Source organism: Blautia sp. AM23-13AC, from assembly GCF_003435675.1.
Classification (GTDB): domain Bacteria; phylum Bacillota; class Clostridia; order Lachnospirales; family Lachnospiraceae; genus Fusicatenibacter; species Fusicatenibacter saccharivorans.
Map to the genome: position 1 here is coordinate 37,039 of NZ_QTUL01000016.1, position 25,777 is coordinate 62,815.

Sequence of the window (25,777 nt, forward strand, 5' to 3'; positions counted from 1 at the left end):
ACACCTCCTCTCATTCCTTTGTATTTCTTATGCGATTAGTGTTTCGGAACCAGTTTTTCTTTTCCGCCCATGTACATACGAAGAACTTCCGGAATGCTTACGGTTCCGTCTGCATTCAGGTTGTTCTCCAGGAATGCGATCAGCATACGCGGCGGAGCAACTACGGTGTTGTTCAGGGTATGTGCCAGGTATTTCTTTCCGTCCTCGCCGTTGACACGGATTTTCAGACGTCTTGCCTGTGCATCACCAAGGTTGGAGCAGCTTCCTACCTCGAAGTATTTCTTCTGACGCGGAGACCATGCCTCAACATCGACAGATTTTACTTTCAGGTCAGCCAGGTCACCGGAGCAGCACTCCAGAGTACGAACCGGGATATCCATGGAACGGAACAGGTCTACGGTGTTCTTCCACAGTTTGTCATACCACATCATGCTGTCTTCCGGTTTGCAGACAACAACCATCTCCTGTTTCTCAAACTGATGGATACGATAAACACCACGCTCCTCGATGCCGTGTGCTCCTTTTTCTTTACGGAAGCACGGAGAGTAGCTGGTCAGGGTCAGAGGCAGTTTCTCCTCCGGGATGATGCTGTCGATGAATTTACCGATCATGGAGTGCTCGCTGGTTCCGATCAGGTACAGATCCTCGCCCTCGATTTTGTACATCATGGACTCCATCTCAGCGAAGCTCATAACACCGTTTACGACGTTGCCGTGGATCATGAAAGGCGGTACGCAGTAGGTAAATCCGCGGTCGATCATGAAATCTCTTGCATAAGAAAGGATGGCAGAGTGGAGGCGTGCAATGTCGCCCATCAGATAATAGAATCCGTTTCCTGCAACTTCTCTTGCTGCGTCCAGATCGATTCCGTCGAAGGACTCCATAATGTCGGTGTGATACGGGATTTCAAAATCCGGTACAACCGGCTCGCCGAAGCGCTCTGCTTCTACGTTCTCGCTGTCATCTTTTCCGATCGGTACGGAAGGATCGATGATGTTCGGGATCACCATCATGATCTTCTTGATTTCTTCTTCTACTTCTTTTTCTCTTGCAGAAAGAGCCTCGATGCGGGAACCGTCAACAGCTACCTGTTTCTTTACTTCCTCAGCCTCTTCTCTCTTGCCCTGGCCCATCAGTGCGCCGATCTGTTTGGAGATTTTGTTTCTTTTTGCACGAAGTGCTTCTACTTCCTGTTTGATGTCACGGTTTTCTTTATCCAGCTCGATGACTTTATCAACCAGCTCCAGTTTCTGATCCTGGAATTTATTTCGGATATTCTGTTTTACAACTTCCGGGTTTTCTCTTAAAAACTTAATGTCTAACATAATTTCCTCCTAGTAGATCTTATCCCCTCATTTTGGCGGGATTCTTTTTGTTCTTTCCAGCCCGGAACCACTGCCGTTTTTCCAGCATTTATGCGGGTTTGGCGCGTTCCAGTACCATCATATAACAGTATATGCATTTTTTCAAGCGTTCTTTCATGCTGTTTTTCTGCGGTCCGCTTTTACATCAGATCGATCGAATTCATCGTAATTGCCTGGCGCAGCGCGTCGATTTCCTCGGCGCTCAGCATGATATAGGACTCGCCTTTTACGATCTCTTTCAGATATAAAAAACAGTTGTCACGGCTGTGGATTGCATTCAGGATAAAACCTGTGTTTTCTTTGTCGAGCATTGCCAGCGCAAAACTCATCTTTCCGCCCACATCGTCAAACGCATCATATTTTACGATTCCGTATTTGTTCAGCGTCATGCCCTGGATCTTTTTCAGATCCGCAAGATTTTTTTTCGTCAGCTCATTCTGCTTGTTCAGTTTGTCAATTTCCTTGAACCGCTGATGAAACAGCTTTTCGAGTGACTGGGCGTCTTTTCCCTTCATAAAGCTTCTGTACTTCTGGTTCAGTCTGCTCAGACGCAGCGACATGCTGACCGTCATAATCATCATCACGATAATCAGTACAATCAGAAGAAGTACAACAACGCCAAGGTCAATTCCTACCTTACTAAATAAATCGCTCATTATTCTACCTCTTACTGTATTGATTCAAACAGATCCATGATTCTCTCGAGCTCTTCCTGGGAATAATACTCGATCTCGATCTTTCCTTTGTGCTTTGCCCCGCGGTGAATGGAAACCTTCGTACCAATGATGCTCTTAATTTTCTCTTCCAGACCTTCGTAGATGGCTTCCTCTTCCAGATTGACTTTCTTTTCTTTCTTCACCTTCGGATTCAGGATCTCTTTGACCAGGCGCTCGGTCTCACGGACACTGAGCTTTTCATCGAAGATTTTCATTGCCGTATTGTACTGGAGCTCTTTATTCTCCAGCGCCAGCAGCGTACGCACATGACCGGTTGTCAGCATTTCATCGACAACCATCTGCTGTACCCTGTCGTCCAGTTTCAGGAGACGCATCGAGTTTGTAACCGCCGTTCTGCTCTTGGAAACGCGCTCTGCGATTTCATCCTGGCGGAGATGGAACTCTTCCATCAGGCGTTTGTATGCATGTGCCTCCTCAATCGGGTTCAGGGATTCTCTCTGAATATTTTCAATCAGGGAAATCTCGACAACTTCCTGCTCGGTAAAATCTTTGATGATGACCGGTACTTCTTTGATTCCGGCAAGCTTTGCAGCCCTCCATCTCCGTTCCCCTGCGATGATCTCATAATAATCATCTTTTTTCTGCACCAGAATCGGCTGTAGAACTCCGAACTGTTTAATGGATTCCGAAAGTTCGATCAGGCCGTCCTCGTCAAAGGATTTTCGCGGCTGTTCGCGGTTCGGTTCAATTTCGGAGATTTTCAGTTTCATCTCAACTGGTTTTTCGACAACTTTTTCAACAACCTTCTCGACTACTTTGACCTCCGGTTTTACCGGTTTCTCTTTTGCTTCTGCTTTGGCCGAATGTCCCGGTGAAATCAGGGAATCCAGGCCCTTGCCTAATCCTCCTCTTCTCGCTGCCATTACTCTTCATCCCCCCTGTGAATCACTTCGTCTGCCAGGAGACGGTAGCTCTCTGCACCGGTGGACCGCTTGTCGTAATAGTTGATCGGCATACCGTAGCTCGGTGCCTCCGCAAGGCGGACATTTCTCGGAATAATGGTTTTGTAGATATTCTGATCCAGGCTGTCTTTTACGTTTTCTACTACCTGCAGAGAAAGATTCGTTCTCGCATCGTACATGGTAAAGACAACGCCTTCCATCTCCAGTTCCGGATTCAGACGCTCCTGCACCAGCTCAATCGTGTGCATAAGCTGGGATAAGCCCTCCAGTGCGTAATATTCACACTGAATCGGCACCAGAACGGTGTCCGCGGTGGTCATCGCGTTGATTGTCAGCATATTTAAGGATGGCGGACAGTCAATAATAATGAAGTCGTACTGATCGCGAACCTGATCAATTGCGTTTTTCAGGATGAATTCTTTGTCTTCCACCCCGATCAGCTCGATCTCCGCTCCGGCCAGATTGACATTGGAAGGGATAAGGGAAAGATTGTCAAAATTCAGAGGAATGATGCAGTCCTCCAGTTTTGACTCTCCAAGAAGCAGCTCATAGATGGTATTTTCCACTTCATTTTTCTCTACTCCCATTCCGCTGGTGGTATTTCCCTGCGGGTCCATATCAATGGTCAGAACTTTTTGTCCCATTTCTCCTAAACAGGAAGAAAGGTTAATTGCGGTGGTAGATTTGCCTACGCCGCCTTTCTGGTTTGCAATTGCAATTGTTCTTCCCAAAATATGTATTGCCTCCTTTCATCTTTTTGTTTTCCATTTGCAGTTTTTCCTTTTTACAGGAAATGACCTGCCGGCACTTCTTTCAAAAAAATGATTCATGCGGCAGGTGTTTTGGCATATAGATAGGAAAAATCTCCTTTTCTATGCCAGTCTATCTGAGGAATTCTTCAGATTCTATCTCAAAATTGCCCCAATTTGGGACAAAGATATTTTATCATACTACGCCGGATTTTACTACTGGAAATGTTTCACGTGAAACATTTTCTGCATTTTTGCATGATTAGGCGGTTTGAAACATAAGAAAATTGGAGATTTTTGGCGATGTTTCACGTGAAACATTTTGAAAAGCACTGTTTTACAATAATTTTTCTCGGTTTTTACGCTGTTTAAAGGCTTTTTGGAATTTTTTCAGCGATGATTTTGCATTTTTTTGATGGTTTCCAAGTAATTCTGCAATGTCAGAACATTTTTTCTGTTTCACACAGTTTTTATAAAATGTTTCACGTGAAACATTTTAATTTTTGACGTTTTTGAGGTATAAATATACTGGAAACGTTATTTTAATCGTGTGATGCTCTTTTTCAAGGAAATCTCAGGTGATTAGGAAGAAAAAATCAACTTATCAGGATATTATTGATACATAGATCAGGAATCAAAACTGTTTATGGTTGTTCGGTGATCGTAAATGTCTCTTTTGTATATAAAATGTATTTTTATTCACCAGGGCTCTGTTTTTTCATCGTTCTTCCTCGCTTTTTTCAAATTTGCAGCATTTTTCTCTTTATTTTCATCAGTAAGAGGCATAATCCGTGAGACATCCTCTTTTTCATTTTTTCTCCAGTTTTTCTCTTTTCGGGCGGTTTTTCTTTGATTTTTTTTATTTTACAGGCCAAGCTGCACATTTTCTGTTTTTTATCGATTTATTTGATTTCACTATAATTTTTCTGTTTTTATGGTTTTAATATTTTTCTCTCGCTGCCACGTCTTTTATCCTCTTTTCCATCTTTCTGGCTTACCTTTTTCTTTTTTTGTAAACAATCTCACTTTTTCTCTTTTATCAACATTTTTTATTCCTTCTCTCCGTTTTTTATCCCTCATCGCCATTTCACACCATTTTCTTGCCTTTCACTGCCTCTCCCTCCCGTTTTTATTCTTTTCGCCCATGTCTATACTACATTTTCCCCTTTTCAGTCGTTTTTTGCCTTTTCTCAACTCATTTTTATCTTTTTTGCTTTTTCCGCCTCTTCCGTCGTTTTACACCCTCTTTTTGCTATTTTTTTAGATCGTCCTTCATTTTTTCGTTTCTACTTATGTCACTTTTCCCGTCTCATTTTTCACGTTTCACGTCTCTCAAAATGTTTCACGTGAAACATCGTTTTTTACGATTTTCGGTCTTCGGCGATCAGTGAGAAGCGATTTGCTTCCCGGCTTTCCGAAAATCACTCTCATTTTTCACCTCTCTTATTTTTAAAATAATCGTATTTTCTATTCTATTTTTGATTTTCTCCGTATTTTCTACATTTTTCCTGTATTTTCGCGTGTTTCACGTAGTTTTTCGTCTCTGTTTTCTCTCTTTTATTAAATTATTTAATTATATTTTTATATTTTCGTATGAATTGAACTTTTACATTCGTTTTTTCGGATTTTCCAAACCATTTACTAAACGCATTTTGGGACCATTTTTTCATGGATTTTTACCAATCTGGAAGGATTTTATCCCATAGTGCCGTTTTCATGCTTTTATGTGTATTATTGCATCATTTTTTCTCTGTTTTTTGCAGTTATGTAAACTATTTAAATATGCCATTCGCCAGTAGTTGACATAACGTAGTTCTCCTGAATTGTCTACGCTTTTTGTTAAATTGCGCCTTGTTTTCGTCTCTTTTTCTCATTTTTCCCTTAATTTTTGCATTGTATCTTTCCCTTTTTTCGCTTATAATAAGCTCAACACAACGTTTCGAACCGATTCCTCCCCTCCGGGAGACCCCTGAAAGGAGTTTTATCATATGAAACACAGCAAAAAACTGGTCACCTTGAGTGTCCTCACCACGATGTCCGGCGCAGCGATTTACTTTCTGAATAAAACGCTCGATACCGCCGCCGTACGGAAAAACCTGCTCGCCTCGGCTGAAAAAGAGATCTTTTCCTGGCAGTTCGGCGATATTTTTTACACAAAAAAAGGCACCGGAACCCCGATGCTCTTACTTCATGACTTACATTGTGCCTCCAGCGGCCGCGAATGGCAGTATATTGAGGATACTCTCGCAAAGGATCACACCGTCTACACACTCGATCTTCTCGGCTGCGGCCGTTCCGACAAGCCGGCGATCACGTACACGAACTTTTTATACGTACAGCTCATCGTCACCTTCATCAAGCAGGTCATCGGATGTCCAACCGACGTAATTGCATCCGGTTTATCCGGTTCTTTCGTCGTAACCGCCTGCAATACAGCCCCGAAATGCTTCGGCCGAATCATGATGATCAACCCGACCGACCTTGCCAAGCTCAACAAAATTCCGGATAAACGCAGCCGCTTCCTGAAACGCATGATTGAGCTCCCGCTTGTCGGCACGCTGCTGTACCACACGCTCACCGGCCGCTCCAACATCGAGCTTTTATTCACCGAGAGCTATTATCACAACCCATTTCACCGCTCACCGGAGGACGTAGACGCCTTCTACGAGTCCGCACACCTCCAGAACAGCGCCGGAAAGTACCTTTTTGCAAGCCTTGCGGGCAATTACGTGAACCTCAACATCGGCCACGCCTTAAAACACATCGACAACAGCATGTTCCTCATCGGCGGTGAGGAGGAACCAGGCATCGCAGAAACCTTTGCGCTGTACACGGCACTCAACACTTCCATCGAAACCCAGATCCTGCCGAAAACAAAGCACATGCCACAGATGGAGGCCCCACAGGCCCTCTTAGACCAGATCCAGATCTTCTTCGCACCGGTACAGTAATACCCCCTTCTGCTCCCGGCCTCGAGCGAAAAAAATGAGACAAAAAAACGGAGAATTTACTGATATTTCCATGTCAGTAAATCCTCCGTTTTTCCATTTTTAACCCGGCTCACAGTCCATTTCCAACGCATCTTCCTCTGCGCCCGGATAATCCGTTGGCGGCGCTGTATACGTTTCCATTCCCTCTTTTATTTCATCCATCGTATAAATATTAATTCTCTCCTCCGGCGCTGCATCCGGGTCAAATTCCACCGTTTCTCCCAGTGCAAGCATCATTGGCTCATCCGCATTTCTTTTCTCATCTGCAATCTCATACGCGTTTACATATTCACCCGACGCAGTCTCTACATACTGTCCAAACCCGTCGCAAAGCCGGTAATAAAGCTCCTTTTCCGCATCTTTCTCCAGAAAATACAAGGATTTCTGCCCGATCACCGGATCAAGGTCGCAGAAGCTGATCTGTATATAGTTCTCCCGCCGTTCCTCCTCCGAATACTCCGCTTTCAGCTCCTCTGCGTTCCAGTACGTAATTCCCGCATCCTCCATGGACTGCAGATACTCTTCCACCGTAACTGCTCCGCCCGGCTTTCGAACCGTAATATGTTCTCCGGCTTCCATATCACCTTTCAAAACGTCATCCACCCGCAGTGAAATATCGGTTGCAATCTCAATTCCCCCGGCAAAACAGCTATAATCCTCTACCGTTCCTAGAACAATGAGATCGCTTCCCTCTTTCTGCTCATAAAAGCTATTATAAAACCGATCCCACTCCTTCAACCCTCCGTACTGCATATTTACCTTTGCCGGATCCAGATTTTCAAACCGCATTTTCTCCTCTGTTTCCGCCGTTTCTGCATTACCGCAGCCCACCAGCAGAATACACAATACTGTCAAACAAACCCTTTTCATCCTTTCACCCCCCATCCACCGTCTTTGTTATACTCCCATTATACTTCTTCCGCTTTCATTTTCCCATAAAAAAACGGAAGATTTACTGATTTTTCACTCTCAGTAAATCCTCCGTTTTCAATTTTAACCAGCCTTTAATGACTCCTTATTCCGCCGAATCCGAAGAACTGTCATCCTCCGTCTTTGCCGCAAGCAGTTTCCCGTAATTTTCCACCATGGTCTTCACGTTATTTTTATTCACAAGAGACGGCACTCCGTCCTCATCTACCGTGTAATAGAAGCTCGAATCATACGGGCTGTAAGCGAATGTCAGGTCGCCGTCTGTCATATGGAAGACAGCGGTAAACTCGGCATCCTTGGCCTGTACGAGGCTCTCATCCTTCGTCTGCGCCTTCAGGCCAATGAGTGAAGAATAGAATGTGGTAAACGTTGATTTATCAATCGTTTCATCGCCGCAGGTGTAACTGATTTCCTGTGTTGTGGAATCGCTGTCGTCATCCTTTTTCTCTTCCACATGGCGTACATACGTCTTCGTCTCGCCGTTATACGTAATATCAAGACTCGTCAGATCCGATACATTTTCCATGCCGATATACATGTTCCAAAAATCAGATGCCTTCTTTCCGGTGAAGGTTTCAACGTTCGAAGCCGTCATCAGATGAACTTCATTCGAGCCGTCCAGCTTCACGTAATAAGAACCGCCGTCCTCATTTGCATTGCCGACATACAATACCAGATCTTTCTCCACCGTAACGGTTGTCGTTTCGGAAGAAGAGCTCGTTGCAGTGCTGTCGCTTGATGCAGAATCTGCCGCAGAATCCGAAGAAGTATCGGCCGTCGTCGCATCATCCGAAGCAACCTCCTGCTCTTCTGTGTAATGCACGCGAATCGTCGTCTTTGGCTGATCCAGTCCGTACTGGGAAAGATCCGATGCGTTGTACGTAACAAGATCTCCAAAGCTAAGAGATGCCACTGCACTTGTCATGGTGCCGATCGAATCCGCATCACCGCCATGTGCCGCTCCATCTGCGTCCACAACCTGCCATTCATCCGTCTGGAGTGCCGAATCAGCAGCGCTTACTTCTTTTGTCAGCGTATATCCGTTCTCACCCTCCACCTGCAGCTTTGTAATGTTTTCCGCCGTCACAGATGGCATGGATTCCGTTGTCGCCCACTCCATCATATCGGACGGGAACATCGTTCCAAGCGATGTGCTTACCAGATAAACCTTACTCGTATCATCGTTCAGATAAATATAGTATCTGCTCGAGCTGTTCTTATCTCCGACATGAATCGTCGTTTTCTCGTCTCCCGCAGTCACTACAACCTCCTGAGACGGCGTCTCGAGCCCAAAATCGGCCATAGAATCGATTTCATCGCCTTCAATGACTCTTTCTGCTGTCATGCTGCTAAGAGAGCTTAAAACGTTCGTTATCTTGCCCTCATCCAGTGGGAATCCATCCTCCTGATCGTATGTCCAGATATCGGTATCATCGTCTCCTGCTGTTTTCGTAAAGGACACCGTCTCTCCGTTGATCTGGAACGAAAGCGCTGTTACATCATCTTTTGAAAAATCAACCACTTTTTCGGCGTCTGCACCAGAATCCGAACTGCCGCTGTCCGCATCGGCGGTGCTGTTTTTCTTCGTCAGCACCACCAGTACGGCAAGAAGCAGTACCAAAAGGATCAGGCAGGCCGCCATCTTTCCTTTTTTCTTCATCACTGTTTTCTCCTCTTCATCCAGATCATCACGCCAATCACAACAAGTACCAGCGGAATTCCCGCAATGGTAATAATAGACCAGGTGTTAACTGCTCCCTGTGTAAATACCAGGTTTGTATAGCTTGTGCTCTTGCTTGGAATAACAACGGTCTGCTCCACATCACACATGGAGGTCAGTGCAGTCGCTGCCAGCTTCGAGTTCGCACCGCTGATTGCCTGGTCAATCTGGCTGCTCAGCATCGATGCACTCGAGAAATAAATGATCTGTGTCTCTTTATCATCTACAGTCTCTGTGATGGAAACACCAAGGTCAAATGCGCCCGTCTCACTGTCCGCACTCTTCGACCAGGTGCTGTTCTCCGGGTCATTTTCAATATAAGCGTCCTCGGTGGTCGTCAGAAGGCTCTTGATCGTAATGGTATCACGATAAGAATCGAGCTTCTGAATTGCCTGTGCAACCGGCATCAGAATGTAATTACTCTTTACTTCGGTTGTAATGTCATCACTCTGAATGTTCGGCAGCAGATAATACGGCATCTGCGGATAATAATGCTGGGAATCGGTCTCCACAACAATTCCGCTGGAGCGTTTCACGCCGTAGTTCTCCAGTATGGAATCCAGATTCGGCATATCCGTTCCGGTATAGCTGGTGAACATCAGAAGTTTTCCGCCGTTTTCCAGGTAGGTAATGACTTTATTTGCCTCATCCTCTGAAAAATCGGTGGTCGGGGACATGATTACAAGCTCCTCGGCATCCTCCGGGATATCGTCTGTCATCAGGGCAAGATCACTAATTTCCACATTGTTTTTGTTAATGGCATCGCTGAAGTTCGTAGAGAGATCACTCTCGGAAGCCTCGCCGTGGCCGGTTACCCAGTAAACCTTCGGGTTGTTTTCACTCGTCACATACGTGATGGCACTGGTAATCTGACCCTCGCCGTCAAAGCCGGTCGTCTGTGTCTGATAGGTCTGATAGTTCGTGGAAGTCTCCCACATATCACTGTTGCTGACCACCTTGCTCTTGTCACCGCATACGGCAATCACACTATTTGCAGCTACCGTCTGATCGGTATACTGACTCGTAAATTTCGGATACAGATCCGGGTCTTTTGTCTCTACTTTGATATGGTCAGAAAGCTCATCGTAGTGCTCCAGCAGCTTCTCGATCGTATCGTTTTCGCTGCCTTTCTGTACGATATAGTACAGGGTGACGTCTTGATCGAGGTCCTTTAATGCCGTTTTCGTCTCATCTGTAATGGAGTACATTTTCTGGGTACTCAGGTCAATCTGCGTTTTACTGGTCGGAATCTGTGCCACAATCAGGTTAATAACTACAATCACGGCCAGAACAATCACCGTCATAATCGAAGAATAAGAGCCCTGTTTCAGGTGCTTTTTCTGCTCCTCGCCGGCGAACACTTCCTTCAGATGTTCTTTGGAGAACGTCTTTTTCAGCCTTTCTTTGATGTTGAAATTCATTTTATGCTGTTTCTTTTCCTTCTTTTCGCTGCTCATCGTCTCCACCTCCTAATTCCAGCGTTTTTTCTGCAGGGACTGCATTGCAAGGAAAGTGCAGATTGCAATAACGGACAGGTAATAAACAACACCGCCGATGTCCAGAATACCGTTCACAAAGTTATCCATATGGCCTGCCATGTTGAATATACCGAGCAGATCCTGGATTTTTCCCTCAAGAAGGGTGGATTTTATGAAGTAAACTGCTGTCAGCGCGCCCTCGCCAATCACGGCAATCACGCCGGTAATGATCGGGTTTTTAATCATACTGCCGATCCAGAGACATACCAGCGCAATGATGATAAAGAACGCAAAAAAGGAACTTCCGGCTCCCTCCGGGAAGAAATTTGCAATACCGCTCTCCACGTAGCACAGGAACAGGATCACAAAGCCGACAACGGCTGCGATGACCTGACTCTCGGTGATGGAGGAAACAAACACGCCGACCGAAATATAGGCTGCTCCCAGCAGGAAATAGCCAAGAATCGAGGTGTAGGATACGGCGTAGGAAACGGTTCCGTGGGTTCCAAGAAGCAGCGGATACAGGCACATGATCAGCACCGGAATTACGTAAATGGTAAGAAGCGCCAGATATTTTCCAAGGATAATATCGGAAATTTTTACCGGTGCGGTAAGGAGCAGCTGATCCGTCTTATTTTTCTGCTCCTCCGACAGGACACGCATTGTCAGAACTGGTACTGCGATCAGCAGAATAAATGCGGAATTCTGCAGCGCGTATCCGATCTCCGGGTAACCCTGCTGCAGGTTGATGGCCGTAAAATACAGGCCGAACAGCGCCAGAGTAAACGCCATAAACAGATATCCGATCATGCTTGTCAGATAGCTTTTTAACTCTTTTTTATAAATCGCCGTCATTGTGCGTCTCCCTCCTCCTGTTTTGTTTCAGCGGCTGATTCCGCTGCATCTGTGCTTTTTTCTTCAGACGTTTCCCCGACAGCCGTTTTGTCTGCTTCTGGTTCACATTCTTTTTCACATTCTTTTTGTTTCAGCTGTTCTTTCTCTGCTTTTTTCAGCTTTCTTGCAGCCTTTCCGGAATCATCGGTCAGCTCCAGGAAGACGTCTTCCAGAGACATCGAGGAGGAAGTCAGCTCGAGGATCGGGCAGTTGGCCTTTGCCAGTGCATAGAACAGCTCCTCGCGGATATCCTTATCCTTTTCAGTGGTAATTTTTACCTTAATCTGCTCCTCATTCGGCGTATTTTCATATTGGATCTCTTTTGCATCGAGCGCATTAAGCGCCGGAACCAGCTGCTTTCTCGTTCCGTGAACGGTACATGTAACCGTGTTTGATCCAAGCATCAGTTTACTTAAGTTTTCCGGGGTATCACTCGCAACGAGCTGTCCCTTTGCGATAATCATGACGTAATCGCAGACGGCGCTGACCTCGGAAAGGATATGGGAACTTAAGATAACGGTATGTTTTTTGCCCAGTGATTTAATCAGATCGCGGATCTCAATGATCTGCTTCGGGTCCAGACCTACGGTCGGCTCGTCGAGAATGATGATCGGCGGATAACCGAGCACCGCCTGTGCCAGTCCGACTCTCTGACGGTATCCTTTCGACAGGTTCTTGATCAGACGGTTCTGCATATCGGTGATCTTCACCAGATTCATGACCTCAAGAATCTGTTTCTTTCTCTGATCCTTTGGAATTTTCTTTAATTCCGCCACGAATTTCAGATATTCCAGAACGGTCATGTCCGTGTAGACCGGCGGCAGCTCCGGCAGATAGCCGATGCATTTTTTTGCCTCCTCCGGCTCCTCCAAGATGTTGTGGCCGTTGATCAGCACTTCGCCCTCCGTAGATGCCAGATAGCCGGTGATGATGTTCATGGTCGTTGATTTTCCGGCTCCATTCGGGCCAAGAAATCCATAGATCTGGCCTTCTTCTACGGTAAAACTCAGGTTATTGACAGCTACGTGGTCGCCATAGCGTTTCACCAGGTTTTTAACCTCTATCAATGTTCCTTCCTCCTTGTTTCTTAAAGCAGTCCCAGCCCGCCCTTGGGGGTGAAAGAGCCGGAGATGCTCTCATTTTCTAAAGACACTTTATCTTATTCTGAAAATGTGATAATTTGCTGGAAAATTTGTGAAAAAACAGTGAAGCCATGGAGCAGTTTGTTTGTTTTTCGACGAAAAATCAATTTCTTTTACCATAAGAATCATGTATACTATAACGTATCCGCGGACGGACGCTTTTCCATTTTTGTTCCGCCGCAAAATATTACGCCGGACTTTTTCCCGTCCGGGACTGGAGATTTTAGGAGACTCTATGAATAAAAAAGACTACTACTGGGCCAAGTATATGCTGATTTTCGGCTTTTTCTGCATCTCTTTTGGCACCTCGATTTTCCTGAAAACCGAACACGCCCCCGATGAGGCGATGCGGATGCTGATTCCGGAATACATCGTCTCACACCACACACTGCCGAACGGCATGGAAGAATCGGTGCGCCATCCGCTGTGGGGATTCTCCTATGCGCTGTATCCGTATCTGACCGCGATCATCAGCTCCGTGTTTATGGCCATTACATCGCTGTTTACGAAAAGTGCAGCGGCTCTTTTAACTGCCGCTCGCCTCACCAGCGTCCTTTCCGGCACCGGCACACTGATCGTTGTGTTTCTGATCGGCGAAGAGCTCTTTGAACGGCGCGAATCCGCACTGCTCGGCGGTATTTTCGTCGGTTTTCTGCCGCAGTTTGTGTTCCTCTCCTGCTATGTGAACAACGACTCGTTCGCCGTTTTCACGGTCGCACTGATCATCTATTTCTGGATTCGCGGCATGAAAAGCGCATTCTGCAAAAAAGACTGTATCGGCCTGGGAGCAGGCTGCGGACTCTGCGCGCTGTCGTACTATAACGCCTACGCGTACCTGCTGTGCAGCATTCTGCTGTTCTTCGCGCTGATGATTCATTTCCGGAAACCGGCAAAAGAAATTTTTGTCAAAGCGCTGGCTGTTTTCGCTATCGCCTTCCTGATCGGCGGCTGGTTCTTCATCCGCAATGCCGTCATCCACGACGGCGATCTGCTCGGCATGCGCACCTCGAATGAATCCGCAGCGCTGTACGCAGCCGATGAATACAAACCAGAGAATCGTCAGACCCCGGCATCCGAAGGCTGGAGCTTCCAGCAGACGTATTTACAGACCCCGGAGGGCCGCACCTCCAACTGGCTGTTCTCGACCGTCAGCAGCTTCATCGGCTCGTTCTCCTACATGACCGTCCATCTCCCGATGGTGCTTTATCTGCTGTACGGCGCCCTGATGGCATTCGGATTCCTAGTGTTTTTGTTCCTCGGCATGGTTCCGCACTGGTTCCGCAAAAAGCCGCAGCTTCTCCTCTTTGTGATGCTGTTCCTCGCCTGCCTGGTCACGCTGTTCATGGACATGTACAACACGTATTTCAGCGACTACCAATCGCAGGGCCGTTACCTGATGCCGGCGCTCGTCCCTCTGATGATCTGGATCGACGACGGCTACTCTTCTCTCACCGCGAAACTTCCCGCCAAGTGGAAGCGCGCCTCCTGCCATCTGACACTCCTGCCTGGAACGATCTGGCTGGTACTGTTCCTCATCAGCTACATCGGATTTCTGATTCCGGGCTGCTGTATGGCATCCTAAACGTTTTCAGAACGTCAAAAAGCGCTGCAAAGAACTTTTTTCTTCTGTTCTTTGCAGCGCTTCTTTTATTTTTTTGAATTTTTTACTGAATCGGCTCCTTCGCCGGTGTTCCCGCTTTTCTCGGGTACTTTTTCGGCGTTGCCTTCACCTTCTCGATGCAGACAAACGATCTCTCATCCTCGGTTCCCGTAAGCTGGAAGTAAACCGGCTCTTTCGCCTCGCCGCCGAGCACATGAATTGCTTTTTGGGCCGCGGTAAGCTCCTCATTCAATTTGCCCGATTTATACGAGACAAACCGTCCTCCCACCTTCACATATGGCAGACAATATTCCGAAAGGGAGCTTAAATTCGCCACTGCCCGCGACACCACGAGATCAAACTGCTCCCGGTAATCCTTCTGGCGTGCGAAATCCTCGGCTCTTCCGTGAACCGCCGTGATTTTCGAAAGGCCAAGCTGTCCGATCACCTCATTCAGGAATTTCACCCTCTTATTCAGTGAATCCAGCAATACAACTTCCACCTCCGGAAACGCGATTTTCAGCGGGATTCCCGGAAAACCGGCTCCCGTTCCCACGTCGAGAATGCGTCCCGCCTGTTCCACATCACAGACCTTCACCAGCGACAGACTGTCGAGAAAATGCTTCGTAATCACCTGATCGAACTCCGTAATCGCCGTCAGATTCATAAACGAATTCCACTCTACAAGCAGCTCATAATACTGCAGAAACTGCGTCTTCTGCTCCTCGGAAAGTGTGATTCCAAGCTCAAAAAGGCCGCGCTCAAATCCTTCAAGATTGTATTCTTTCATGTTGTTCTCCGTTCTACTCTATTCTTCCAAGTGCCCGCTGCACTTTTTGTTACGATCCACGCAGCACGAAAGCACTTGCTGTTTCGCTGCATAAGAATGTAATTCAGGCATGCATATCTGCCATTTATTTATGTCCCAGATACACCAGCAGAACCGAAATATCCGCCGGGGAAACGCCTGAAATACGGGACGCCTGGCCGATGTTGATCGGGCGGTACAGGTTCAGCTTCTGTTTCGCCTCGATACGCAGACTCTGAATCTCGTCGTAATTGATATTCTCCGGGATCTTCTTCTCTTCCATCTTCTTGAACTGCTCCACCTGCTTCATCTGGCGCCTGATATAGCCGTCGTACTTGATGTTGATGTTGACCTGCTCCTGCACATCCTCCGGCAGCTTGGGTCTTTTCGGATCTACTTCCGCCAGCATCTTATAATTCAGTTCAGGTCTCCGGATCAGCTCTGCGAGCGAACTTCCGCCGGAAAGCAGCGTCGATCCATACTCTTCCAGAAGCTCATTGATGTTCGAGCTCGTTCCCACATACGTATTCTCCACGCGCTCAATCTCTTCCTGAATCCGCTGTTCTTTTACTTTCAGTGCCTCATACTGCTCCTCGCTGATCAGACCTGCGCGGTAGCCGTATTTGCGCAGACGCAGATCCGCGTTGTCCTGACGGAGCAGGAGACGGTATTCCGCGCGGCTCGTCATCATACGGTACGGCTCATGGTTCTCTTTCGTCACGAGGTCGTCGATCAGAACGCCGATATACGACTCCGAACGGTCGAGCACCAGCTCTTCTTTTCCCTGCACGCGGAGCGCTGCGTTGATACCCGCGATCAGCCCCTGTGCCGCAGCCTCTTCATATCCCGAACTACCGTTAAACTGACCTCCGGAAAACAGATTTTTGATCGCCTTGAACTCGAGGGACGGCAGAAGCTGTCTCGGATTGATGCAGTCATACTCGATCGCATACGCATTCCGCACGATTTTCGCGTGCTCCAGGCCCGGCACGGTATGATACATCGCAATCTGTACATCCTCCGGCAGTGAGCTCGACATGCCGCCGACGTACATCTCGTTCGTGTATCTTCCCTCCGGCTCCAGGAACACCTGATGGCGGTTTTTATCCGCAAATTTTACAACTTTATCCTCAATCGAAGGACAGTACCTGGGACCCGTTCCCTCGATCATGCCGGAATACAGCGGCGACCGGTTGAGGTTTTCGCGGATAATTTTATGCGTCTCCTCGTTCGTATACGTCAGCCAGCAGGATTCCTGATCGATCTGTACACTCTCCGGATCGGTCGAGAACGAGAACGGAACGACACGCTCATCACCGAACTGCTCTTCCATTTTCGAAAAGTCGATGCTTCGCTTGTCAATACGCGCCGGTGTTCCTGTTTTAAAACGCACCATCTCCACGCCGTTCGCCTTCAGGGAATCCGTCAGATGTGTTGCCGCCTGCAGGCCGTTCGGTCCCGTATATGTGCTCACATCACCGTAAATACACCGCGCATTCAGATAAACACCGGTACAGAGAACGGCAGCCTTACAGTGGTAAATCGCGCCGGAAACGGCCTTTACGCCCGTCAGAACACCGTCTTCCACGATCAGCTCCGCAATCTCCATCTGGCGGATCGTCAGATGATCGGTATTTTCGAGAACCTCGCGCATCGACTGGCTGTACGCCCGCTTATCCGCCTGCGCACGCAGCGAATGCACCGCCGGTCCCTTCGATTGATTCAGCATTTTCGACTGAATAAACGTTTTGTCAATATTTTTACCCATCTCGCCGCCGAGCGCATCGATCTCTTTTACGAGGTGTCCCTTCGACGTGCCTCCGATGTTCGGGTTGCACGGCATCATGGCGATGCTGTCGACACTTACCGTAAATACAACCGTTTCCAGCCCCATCCGCGCTGCCGCAAGTGCTGCCTCGCATCCCGCATGGCCTGCGCCGATGACGGCAATATCAATTGTTTCTTCTAAAACTGCCATTTTTCTTTTATCCTCTTTCTCTATCTACAGCTTTGGATTCTGTCTTAAGCTTTTTCTACTCTGTCAAAATCCGGCTGTCGTTCCTTGTAACTCTATTCCGGCAGATCTTCGTAATCTGCATTTGCTGCCTTTATTTACCTGTACAGAATTTGCTGAAAATCTCATTCACGAGGTCTTCTCCCACCGCTTCACCGATGATCGAACCCAGCTCCTCATACGCATTCATAAGATCAATGGAAAAGAAATCCTCCGGCATACCCATTTCGATGCTTTCTGCCGTCAGCTCCAGACTCTTTTTTGCCGCAAGGAGCGCCTGCTTGTGGCGCGCATTCGTGATGTAAACCTCATCGTTGAACGAAATTTCGCCCTGGAAAAACATCGTTTTCATCTGCTCCTCCAGCTCTTCCATACCCGTCTCTTCCCGCGCGGAAATGCTGATGACCGGAGCGCCTGTCTTTTGCTCCATCTCCTCTTTTTCGATCACCGCAGTCAGATCCGACTTATTCAGCAGCACAATCGCCTTGCGCCCTTTCAGGATTTCCATGATTTTTGCATCATTCTCATCGAGCGGCACGGATGCATCCACCACATAGAGAATCAGATCTGCGTCCTTTGCATGCTCCAAAGCACGATCCACACCGATTTTCTCGACCGTATCCGCCGTTTTTCGGATCCCCGCCGTATCCAGAATCCGAAGGGAAATGCCCTTTAAGACCAGATTTTCCTCGAGCACGTCGCGTGTCGTTCCGGCGATATCCGTCACAATCGCTTTTTCCTCGCCTGCCAGCAGATTTAAAAGCGATGATTTTCCGGCATTCGGTTTTCCAAGGATCACCGTCTTGATGCCCTCTTGGATCATCTTGCCCTCATCCGCAGATGCAAGCAGTTTTTCCACCTGCTTTTTCTGCCCCGCAACAACCTGGGCCAGCCGCTTCGGATACCCGTCCAGGCTGATGTGCTCCGGATCATCAAGCGCCGACTCGATAAATGCGATCTCGTAAATCAGCTTTTCGCGAATTGCCCGGATTGCCTTTTTCACCGTTCCGCGAAGCTGGCTCTCAGAGCTTTTTAAGGCATAGGCGCTCTTTGCCGAAATAACATCCATGACCGCCTCGGCCTGCGTCAGATCCATTCTTCCATTCAGAAATGCCCGTTTCGTAAACTCGCCCGGATCTGCCGCCCGCGCGCCCGCATGTAAAACTGCCTCAAGCACCTTTTTTACCGCCAGCACACCGCCGTGACAGTCGATCTCGACGGTATTTTCACCTGTATATGTTTTTGGTCCTTTCATTACCATGACAAGGACCTCATCAATCACTTCCTCCCCTTCGGTAATCCAGCCATAATGAATGGTGTGCGATTTGACCGCAGAAAGCTTTTTTCCTTCTTTTTTTGCACGGAATACGCGATCCGCCACTTCGAATGCATCGTTTCCGCTGATTCTTACAATACCAATTCCCGCCGGCGCCATCGCTGTGGACACTGCGGCAATTGTATCATCCAAATGAAATCCTGCCATTGTTTCCAGTCCTTTCTAAAACCTCTCTTTTGGGGGATCCCAGTATTCAGATCCACATCTTTTCTTTCCTTTCGCATGGCTCTGAATAGTTCCATTTTAGCAGAAAACCAGAAAAGACGGTACCCCGTATTTTACACAGGTACCGTCTTTTTGCATATTTTTTACGCTTTCTTATCGTTTCGGCGCTACAACAACGTGGCGATATGGCTCGCTGCCCTCGCTGTAGGTCTCCACAAATTTATTTCCCTGCAGTGCAGAGTGGATGATTCTTCTCTCGTAAGGATTCATCGGCTCTAAGGAAACCGGTCTTCTGGTCTTTTTCACTTTGTAAGCGATGTTTCTTGCCAGGTTTTCCAGTGTTTCTTTTCTGCGCTTGCGGTAATTTTCCGTATCAAGTTTGACACGAACGTAATCCTTCTGCTCTTTATTGACTACAAGGCTGGTCAGATACTGAAGGGAATCCAGCGTCTGTCCTCTTTTGCCGATCAGGATGCCCATATCCTCACCGGCAAAATCAACTTCAAGAGAACCGTTCTCGGCATTGTACTCCATCTGGATCTCAACCGGGAGCTCCATGGCTTTGAATACACCGCTTAAGAACTCAAGTGCCGTTGCCTTGATCTGGGCGATTTCCTCGTCTGTTCTCTGAACTACTTCACGCTCTTCTCTTGGCTCGGAGCGTCTTGCAGTTTCTGCCTGACGCGGAGCAGATTTTCTTTCCGTTTCTTTCTTTACAGCTTCTTTTTTCGGCGCTTCCTTTACCGGTGCAGGAGCTGCCTCTTTTTTCTCTGGTTTCTGGGGTGCTTCCGGTTCTTTTTCCGGTGCGGCTTTTACAGCGGCACGGATCACAGCCGGTTTACTTCCGATTCCAAAGAATCCGGAACTGCCTTCGCTGATGACCTGGATCTCCAGTTTATCGCTGGCAGCCTGAAGCTCAATGCAGGCTTTTGTAATAGCGTCGTCCACGGTTTTTGCGGATACTTCGATAAACTCCATAAAGATTTACCCCCTATTTTTTCTTTTTGCTGTTCTTTTCATCAAACTGTTTTACCATGTTTGCTTTCGCAGCGATGCTTCCGGCGCGGTATTCCTGATTACTGTTGTAATACTCAGTCGAAGCTTTTCTTGCTGCCTCTTTTTCCTCAGCAGACGGCTCTTCGTTCTCCTGTACCTGAATATTACGCACACTCTGCGTTGCAGCCTGTGTGATTTTCTGCGGCGGAAGGCCGGCTTTTTCTCTCTTCTTTGCAGCTTTTTCTTGGTTTTTGCGGATCACCTCATCCATGTCAATGGAAGACATATGACGGTTGATCACAATCTGCTGTACGCTTCGAACAAGCGCACCTGCAATCCAGTAAATACCAATACCGATGGAGAACGATAAACACATAAATGCGGAGAAAACAGGCATTACCGTGTTCATGGTCTTCATAGAATTTTCCATGGAGTTTGCTGTCTTATTTCCGTTGTTGGAAGATGGTGCCTGCGGCATCAGCTTGTAATTCAGCCACTGGGTAAACCATGCCAGAACCGGCACCAGAATTGCTCCTACAATCAGAAGAGCAGATCCGTTTGCCATACCCTCGCGGATGACATCCATCGGAGACTGTGTGATATTAAATCCAAGGAACATGTTGATATGCTTGGACTCCGCGGCGGTTTTTGTAATGGTATCCGCAATACCGGAGAACTCGCTGATATCGGCCAGCTTCGTCCACTGGGACGGTTTCAGCACATAAAACATGTCCAGAAGGTTATTTTCGGTTAATGTTTCACTTACTTTACTGTACATGGTAACACGGTTATCTGTGATAAACTGTGTCAGGATGTCAGAATATCCTGATACACCCATCATCTGTGTTGTCAGTCCCTGGAATACATTGCGGACACTTCCGATATATCCCGGAATATGATAGATAACCTGGTACAGCGCAAGCAGAATCGGCATCTGAACCAGCAGTGTACTGCAGCTTCCTGTCGGGGAGACACCGTATTTCTGATAAACTGCCATGGTTTCTTCAGATTTTTTCATCTGAGAAGCCTGGTCTTTTTTGTTCTGATATTTCTTTTCAATTCTCTGCAGATCCGGCTGCATTACGCTCATCATCTTCGACATCTTCTGCTGCTTGATCTGAAGCGGCGTCAGAACGAGATAAATGATAATCGTATACAGAATAATCGCAATACCGATGTTCGGAATTCCAATTTTTTCCAGGCAAAAATAAATTCCATTGATCAGCCAGCCGAGGATCTGGCATACCCACCCGATAATCGGCCACGTTGACTTACTCAGTACGATATCCAAAACGTCTTTTCCTCCTTATTTATCTACGGCACAGGGTCGTAACCTCCGTGTGAAAACGGGTTACATCTCAGTATTCTCCATAATGCCAGCAGACTTCCTTTGAAAGCACCATATTTCTGAATCGCTTCCAGCCCGTACTGCGAGCAGGTCGGCGTATAAGGGCAGTGCACCCTCTTCAGAGGAGACAGGTACTTCTGATAAAACCGGATACCTTTTATCAATACCGTCTTCATTTTTCTGTTTCCTTTAATATATGATGTAGTTTTCCCAGATGCAAAAGTGCTCCCTCTATCTCGAAATACGTACAGTTTTTTGCATTAACTCTTGCGATCACAACTACATCCATTCCACACTGAAATTCCTCTCCATGCAGACGATAACTCTCCCGGATCAGTCTCGCCAGATGGTGGCGCACAACGCTGTTTCCCACCTTTTTACTTACTGAAATTCCAATCCGGTTCCGTCCCAGCTGATTTTTCTTCACATACATGACCAGAAATCGGTTTGCAAACGATGTTCCCTGCTTATAAACCAGCTGAAAATCTCTGTTTTTTTTCAGGCTTTCCGAATATTTCATGAATCCATTCTTTCCTTCATGATTTGTCTAAATTTTCTTTTCATTGAATAGCTTTAGATAGAAGAAAAGACCACATAAATTTTATGCGGCCTTTGGTTTTATGCTGATAATTTTTTTCTTCCTTTTAATCTTCTTGCAGCTAAAACTTTTCTTCCACCTTTTGTGCTCATTCTTGCTCTGAATCCGTGAACTTTAGCTCTGGATCTTTTTTTCGGCTGAAATGTCATTTTCATAAGATAAGGCACCTCCTTTAAATTCTAATCAATAACTGCCTGCAAGGCAGTATTTCACTACATGTATGACAGAAAACATCATTTCAATTATATTCATAAACCCCCATTTCGTCAACCCTAAAATCAATAATTTTCGCAGTTTTTTTCGGAAAAAATGCCGCTCTGACGCGGTTTTCCGGTCTGCCGCTGCCCGTGCCTTCCGTGTGCTGATTTTCGGTTTATCCACAACTTATCCACACTGTCCGCCGCACGCGTACAAATACCAGTTCGATTTTTGTGCTTTCCACACGATATCTTGTAACCGTAATCAACATTATCCACAATCTGTGGATAACCTTGTGGATAACTTTCGGTTTTGCTGTGTACAACCTGTGGGCATTTCCAATTTTTCCAGTATTTACGCCATGTATAATGTGTATATAAGTTTTCCAGACTTTACACATTTCGGTTTTTCCAGCCCTCTATCCACAATTTTATCAACATAAGATTCCCTGTTATCCACAAACTATCCTCCATTTCATCAACAGGAAAATTTTTTACACATTCTGTGGATAAAAAAATAATTATCCACATTTTTGGGTTGAATAAAACGGCATTTTATTATATCATATAGAAGTAAAAATGCGACTATTCGGGGGAAATTTCGTTTTCCAGACAGAAGTTATCCCCAAAAAGCAATGATTATAGAAGCGGAGCGACAGAAAAAGCATGGAAATCGTACAAGATAAATGGAAAGAAATACTGCAGAGAGTGCGGGACGAGCACGAATTATCTGAGATCTCCTTTACTACATGGATTGAACCACTTACGATCCATTCGGTTGAGGACAATCTGATCACAATCCTGGTTCCATCCGAAAAAATGGGTCTCGATTACGTGAGCAAAAAATATACTCTTCCTATTAAAGTGGCAATCGCGGAAATCACAGGTGTCAACTATGAGATCCGCTTTATTCTTCCGGAAGAAGTGAAACAGGAAAAAGCGCCTGCTCCCGTCCAGAAAAATCTCTATGTGCCGAACCTGAATCCAAAGTATACCTTTGATACCTTCGTGGTCGGCAGCAATAACAAATTTGCCCATGCAGCTTCTCTCGCCGTGGCCGAATCCCCGGGAGAAATCTACAATCCGCTGTTTTTATACGGTGGTGTTGGACTGGGCAAAACCCATCTGATGCACTCGATCGCACATTTTATTCTTCAGAAGAACCCGTCTTCGCGGATTCTCTACGTAACGAGTGAAGAATTTACCAATGAAGTCATCGAGGCTATCCGAAACAGCAACAACACCGCAATGACCAAATTCCGTGAGAAATACCGCAATATCGACGTACTTCTCATCGATGATGTGCAGTTTATTATAGGAAAGGAATCCACGCAGGAAGAGTTTTTCCATACCTTCAATACGCTGCACGGCGCCAACAAACAGATCATCCTTTCTTCGGATCGTCCCCCGAAAGACATGGATATCCTGGAAGACCGCATCCGTTCCCGTTTCGAATGGGGACTCCTTGCCGACATCCAGAGCCCGGATTATGAGACGCGAATCGCCATTCTCCGAAAGAAACAGGAATTAGACGGCTATTCCGTCAGCGACGATGTGATCGAATACATCGCTTCCAATATTAAATCGAACATCCGTGAGTTGGAAGGCGCTCTCAACAAAATCATTGCATACGCAAACCTTGAAAAACGTGAAATCAACATTGATCTTGCAGAGCAGGTGCTGCGCGACATCATCTCCCCGAACGAGAAGAAGGTGATCACGCCGGAATTTATCATCGACACCGTTGCAGATCACTTCGATATTACGCCGTCCGACATTGTCGGCAGCAAGCGGAGCAGCAAAATCGTATTCCCGCGCCAGATCGCAATGTATCTGTGCCGCGAAATGCTCGATGCCCCGCTGACCGGAATCGGAAAAATGATGGGCGACCGCGATCATACCACTGTCATGCACGGCATTGAGAAGATCGAAAAGGAAATGAGTGCTAAAGACAGTGTCCGCAACACGGTAGACATCTTAAAGAAGAAGATCAACCCGTCGAAATAGGCGGAGCCTTTGTAACTCTGTCAAAACGATTAAAACCGATTTACATTTATATAAGAAGAAACTCATCGGTTGACAGGCCCTTATTTATACACAAACCGATGTGGAAAGCCTGTGGATGAATTGTGGACAAATTTGGGGCCTGAAGTTATCAACATTTCATACACAGGTTCACGTTCGATTATTCACAGAGTTATACAGATCGATTTTTCCAGTATTTCCGCATTCTTGACGGGGTTTTCCACATATCCACAGCCTCTACGACTAAGACTACGGATTTTTACTATATTTTTTCTTTATAAGCAGACTCACCAAGCAGTGAGGAAAGGAGAGTTATCCACAATTATGAAATTAGTGTTTGACAAAGCAGACCTTGTAAAAAGCGTTGGTATCGCTATGAAAGCTGTCTCCGGTAAAACAACCATGCCGATTCTGGAATGCATTCTGATTGATGCATCTTCCAACGTGATCAAATTTACCTCCAACGATATGGAACTCGGAATCGAAACCATCGTCACAGGTATGATTCTGGAACGCGGTATTGTTGCTCTGGATGCAAAGATTTTTTCTGAGATTGTAAGAAAACTTCCGGATAATCAGGTTACAATAGAAACAGATGAAAATCTGGTAACCACGATTACATGTGAAAAAGCAAAATTCAACATTCCGGGACAGTCAGGAGAAGATTTTTCCTATCTGCCGATTCTCGAAACTTCCGATTGTGTTTCCATTTCCCAGTTCACCTTAAAAGAACTGATCCGTCAGACCATTTTCTCCATTGCAGCCAATGAGAACAACAAACTGATGACCGGTGAGCTTTTTGAAATCAAAGATAACACACTTCGCGTCGTATCTCTGGACGGACACCGTATTGCGATCCGCAGAATTGAGCTGAAAGATTCGTATCCGGACCGAAAAGTCGTTGTTCCGGGAAAAACCCTGAACGAAATCAGCAAAATTCTGTCCGGTGAGATGGATGATCAGATTGATATTTACTTCTCGGAAAACCACATTATGTTCAAGTTCGATGATACAACGGTCGTTTCCAGACTGATCGACGGTGAATATTTCCGCATCGACCAGATGCTTTCGAGTGATTACGAGACAAAAGTGACGATCAACAAAAAAGAATTCTTAAGCTGTATCGACCGTGCGACGCTTCTTGTCAAAGAAGGCGACAAAAAACCGATCATCATCGACATCCAGGATGGAGCGATGGAACTGCAGATCAACTCCGCGATGGGTTCCATGAAAGAAGAGATCGATATCAACAAAGAAGGCAAGGATATTATGATCGGTTTTAACCCGAAATTCCTGATCGATGCACTTCGTGTTATTGATGACGAGGAGATTTCGATTTATCTGGTCAACCCGAAGGCTCCATGTTTTATCCGGAACGAAGAAGAGAGCTATATCTATCTGATTCTGCCGGTAAACTTCAATTCCGTGAGATAAGTCACATAAGTTTGAAATCTGCCGGAACCTTTTCTGAAAGAACTTTCAGCGGTTTTACAGCCACACAGGTTGAAAACTGCGAACTTACGTGAGGAAAAGGCACGGCAGTGCAGGAGGAAAAAATGGAAATTATTACGCTGCGTGAAGATTACATCAAACTGGGCCAGGCATTAAAAGCTGCGGCTCTGGTAGAAGACGGCGTGGAAGCAAAGCTCGTCATCAAGGACGGCTGCGTGACCGTAAATGGTGAAGTAGATACCCGCCGCGGCCGCAAGCTCTATGACGGAGATGTTGTCTGCTACAATGGAAATGAGATACAAATTAAAAAATAAGGCTTAAAAACTTAAGCT

The 25,777-nt window shown here is 46.5% G+C and carries 22 protein-coding genes; 5 read left to right on the forward strand and 17 right to left on the reverse strand.

Translation table 11 applies throughout. The features are described 5' to 3' along the window. Positions 1-35 precede the first annotated feature (35 nt). From serS to DW642_RS14130, 4 genes are all read right to left on the reverse strand, one after another. Positions 36-1,325 (reverse strand): serine--tRNA ligase, encoded by a 1,290-nt coding sequence (gene serS / locus DW642_RS14115; RefSeq protein WP_022461753.1) that lies wholly within the window; start codon positions 1,323-1,325, stop codon positions 36-38. Between the two features lie 179 nt (positions 1,326-1,504). Further along, on the reverse strand, positions 1,505-2,020 hold the full coding sequence (locus tag DW642_RS14120) for a DUF4446 family protein (protein ID WP_022461754.1): 516 nt from the start codon (positions 2,018-2,020) through the stop codon (positions 1,505-1,507). 11 nt (positions 2,021-2,031) lie between these two features. After that, positions 2,032-2,964, reverse strand: coding sequence for a ParB/RepB/Spo0J family partition protein (locus tag DW642_RS14125; protein WP_117510630.1), 933 nt, complete (start codon positions 2,962-2,964; stop codon positions 2,032-2,034). Next, entirely contained in the window at positions 2,964-3,734 is a 771-nt protein-coding gene (locus DW642_RS14130; RefSeq protein WP_022461756.1) for a ParA family protein, read from the reverse strand. Before DW642_RS14130 ends, DW642_RS14125 begins: the two co-directional genes overlap by 1 nt. A 2,006-nt stretch (positions 3,735-5,740) precedes the next feature. Here DW642_RS14130 and DW642_RS14140 point away from each other — a divergent pair. After that, positions 5,741-6,703: an alpha/beta fold hydrolase gene (locus DW642_RS14140; RefSeq protein ID WP_117510633.1), complete on the forward strand. Its 963-nt coding sequence runs from the start codon at positions 5,741-5,743 to the stop codon at positions 6,701-6,703. Between the two features lie 99 nt (positions 6,704-6,802). Here the strand turns inward: DW642_RS14140 and DW642_RS14145 are convergent, their stop codons facing one another. From DW642_RS14145 to DW642_RS14165, 5 genes are all read right to left on the reverse strand, one after another. Next, a complete protein-coding gene (locus DW642_RS14145) occupies positions 6,803-7,612 on the reverse strand; it encodes a hypothetical protein (RefSeq protein WP_147326127.1) in 810 nt (269 codons plus the stop codon). A gap of 145 nt (positions 7,613-7,757) precedes the next feature. Continuing rightward, entirely contained in the window at positions 7,758-9,332 is a 1,575-nt protein-coding gene (locus DW642_RS14150) for a DUF4340 domain-containing protein (protein WP_117510637.1), read from the reverse strand. Next, on the reverse strand, positions 9,332-10,849 hold the full coding sequence (locus tag DW642_RS14155) for a GldG family protein (protein ID WP_242991200.1): 1,518 nt from the start codon (positions 10,847-10,849) through the stop codon (positions 9,332-9,334). The genes DW642_RS14150 and DW642_RS14155 overlap by 1 nt, the downstream gene beginning before the upstream one ends. Positions 10,850-10,861: 12 nt before the next feature. Further along, positions 10,862-11,725, reverse strand: a complete 864-nt coding sequence (locus tag DW642_RS14160; protein WP_117510639.1) for an ABC transporter permease subunit — start codon at positions 11,723-11,725, stop codon at positions 10,862-10,864. Further along, positions 11,722-12,831, reverse strand: coding sequence for an ABC transporter ATP-binding protein (locus DW642_RS14165; RefSeq protein WP_022462026.1), 1,110 nt, complete (start codon positions 12,829-12,831; stop codon positions 11,722-11,724). The genes DW642_RS14160 and DW642_RS14165 overlap by 4 nt, the downstream gene beginning before the upstream one ends. A 310-nt stretch (positions 12,832-13,141) precedes the next feature. Here DW642_RS14165 and DW642_RS14170 point away from each other — a divergent pair, with 310 nt between their 5' ends. Further along, the gene (locus DW642_RS14170) at positions 13,142-14,488 is read left to right on the forward strand and encodes an ArnT family glycosyltransferase (RefSeq protein WP_158555031.1); all 1,347 of its coding nucleotides are present in this window, start codon (positions 13,142-13,144) and stop codon (positions 14,486-14,488) included. A gap of 82 nt (positions 14,489-14,570) precedes the next feature. Here the strand turns inward: DW642_RS14170 and rsmG are convergent, their stop codons facing one another. The 8 genes from rsmG to rpmH form a co-directional block, all read right to left on the reverse strand. Next, on the reverse strand, positions 14,571-15,296 hold the full coding sequence (gene rsmG, locus DW642_RS14175) for a 16S rRNA (guanine(527)-N(7))-methyltransferase RsmG (protein ID WP_117510643.1): 726 nt from the start codon (positions 15,294-15,296) through the stop codon (positions 14,571-14,573). A gap of 124 nt (positions 15,297-15,420) precedes the next feature. Continuing rightward, positions 15,421-17,292, reverse strand: coding sequence for a tRNA uridine-5-carboxymethylaminomethyl(34) synthesis enzyme MnmG (gene mnmG / locus DW642_RS14180; RefSeq protein ID WP_117510645.1), 1,872 nt, complete (start codon positions 17,290-17,292; stop codon positions 15,421-15,423). A 130-nt stretch (positions 17,293-17,422) separates the two neighbouring features. Then, positions 17,423-18,811, reverse strand: a complete 1,389-nt coding sequence (gene mnmE, locus DW642_RS14185) for a tRNA uridine-5-carboxymethylaminomethyl(34) synthesis GTPase MnmE (RefSeq protein ID WP_117510646.1) — start codon at positions 18,809-18,811, stop codon at positions 17,423-17,425. A 171-nt stretch (positions 18,812-18,982) separates the two neighbouring features. Further along, positions 18,983-19,807 carry an RNA-binding cell elongation regulator Jag/EloR gene (jag, locus tag DW642_RS14190; protein WP_022462269.1) on the reverse strand — a complete coding sequence of 275 codons (825 nt, stop codon included), beginning with the start codon at positions 19,805-19,807 and terminating at the stop codon, positions 18,983-18,985. 13 nt (positions 19,808-19,820) lie between these two features. Next, complete coding sequence (gene yidC / locus DW642_RS14195; protein WP_117510648.1) at positions 19,821-21,116, reverse strand: YidC/Oxa1 family membrane protein insertase; 1,296 nt, start codon at positions 21,114-21,116, stop codon at positions 19,821-19,823. A 23-nt stretch (positions 21,117-21,139) separates the two neighbouring features. Beyond that, positions 21,140-21,349, reverse strand: a complete 210-nt coding sequence (gene yidD, locus DW642_RS14200) for a membrane protein insertion efficiency factor YidD (protein ID WP_022462271.1) — start codon at positions 21,347-21,349, stop codon at positions 21,140-21,142. Continuing rightward, on the reverse strand, positions 21,346-21,693 hold the full coding sequence (gene rnpA / locus DW642_RS14205) for a ribonuclease P protein component (RefSeq protein WP_117510650.1): 348 nt from the start codon (positions 21,691-21,693) through the stop codon (positions 21,346-21,348). The genes yidD and rnpA overlap by 4 nt, the downstream gene beginning before the upstream one ends. Positions 21,694-21,791: 98 nt before the next feature. Beyond that, positions 21,792-21,926 (reverse strand): 50S ribosomal protein L34, encoded by a 135-nt coding sequence (gene rpmH, locus DW642_RS14210; RefSeq protein ID WP_005952426.1) that lies wholly within the window; start codon positions 21,924-21,926, stop codon positions 21,792-21,794. Between the two features lie 708 nt (positions 21,927-22,634). On the opposite strand from rpmH, the gene dnaA reads away from it, so the two are divergent. The 3 genes from dnaA to DW642_RS14225 all read left to right on the forward strand — a co-directional run bounded on the left by dnaA (position 22,635) and on the right by DW642_RS14225 (position 25,759). Then, complete coding sequence (gene dnaA / locus DW642_RS14215; protein ID WP_022462273.1) at positions 22,635-23,975, forward strand: chromosomal replication initiator protein DnaA; 1,341 nt, start codon at positions 22,635-22,637, stop codon at positions 23,973-23,975. A 342-nt stretch (positions 23,976-24,317) separates the two neighbouring features. Further along, positions 24,318-25,427 (forward strand): DNA polymerase III subunit beta, encoded by a 1,110-nt coding sequence (gene dnaN / locus DW642_RS14220; protein WP_022462274.1) that lies wholly within the window; start codon positions 24,318-24,320, stop codon positions 25,425-25,427. A gap of 122 nt (positions 25,428-25,549) precedes the next feature. After that, positions 25,550-25,759, forward strand: coding sequence for an RNA-binding S4 domain-containing protein (locus DW642_RS14225; protein ID WP_055225968.1), 210 nt, complete (start codon positions 25,550-25,552; stop codon positions 25,757-25,759). Positions 25,760-25,777 lie beyond the last annotated feature (18 nt).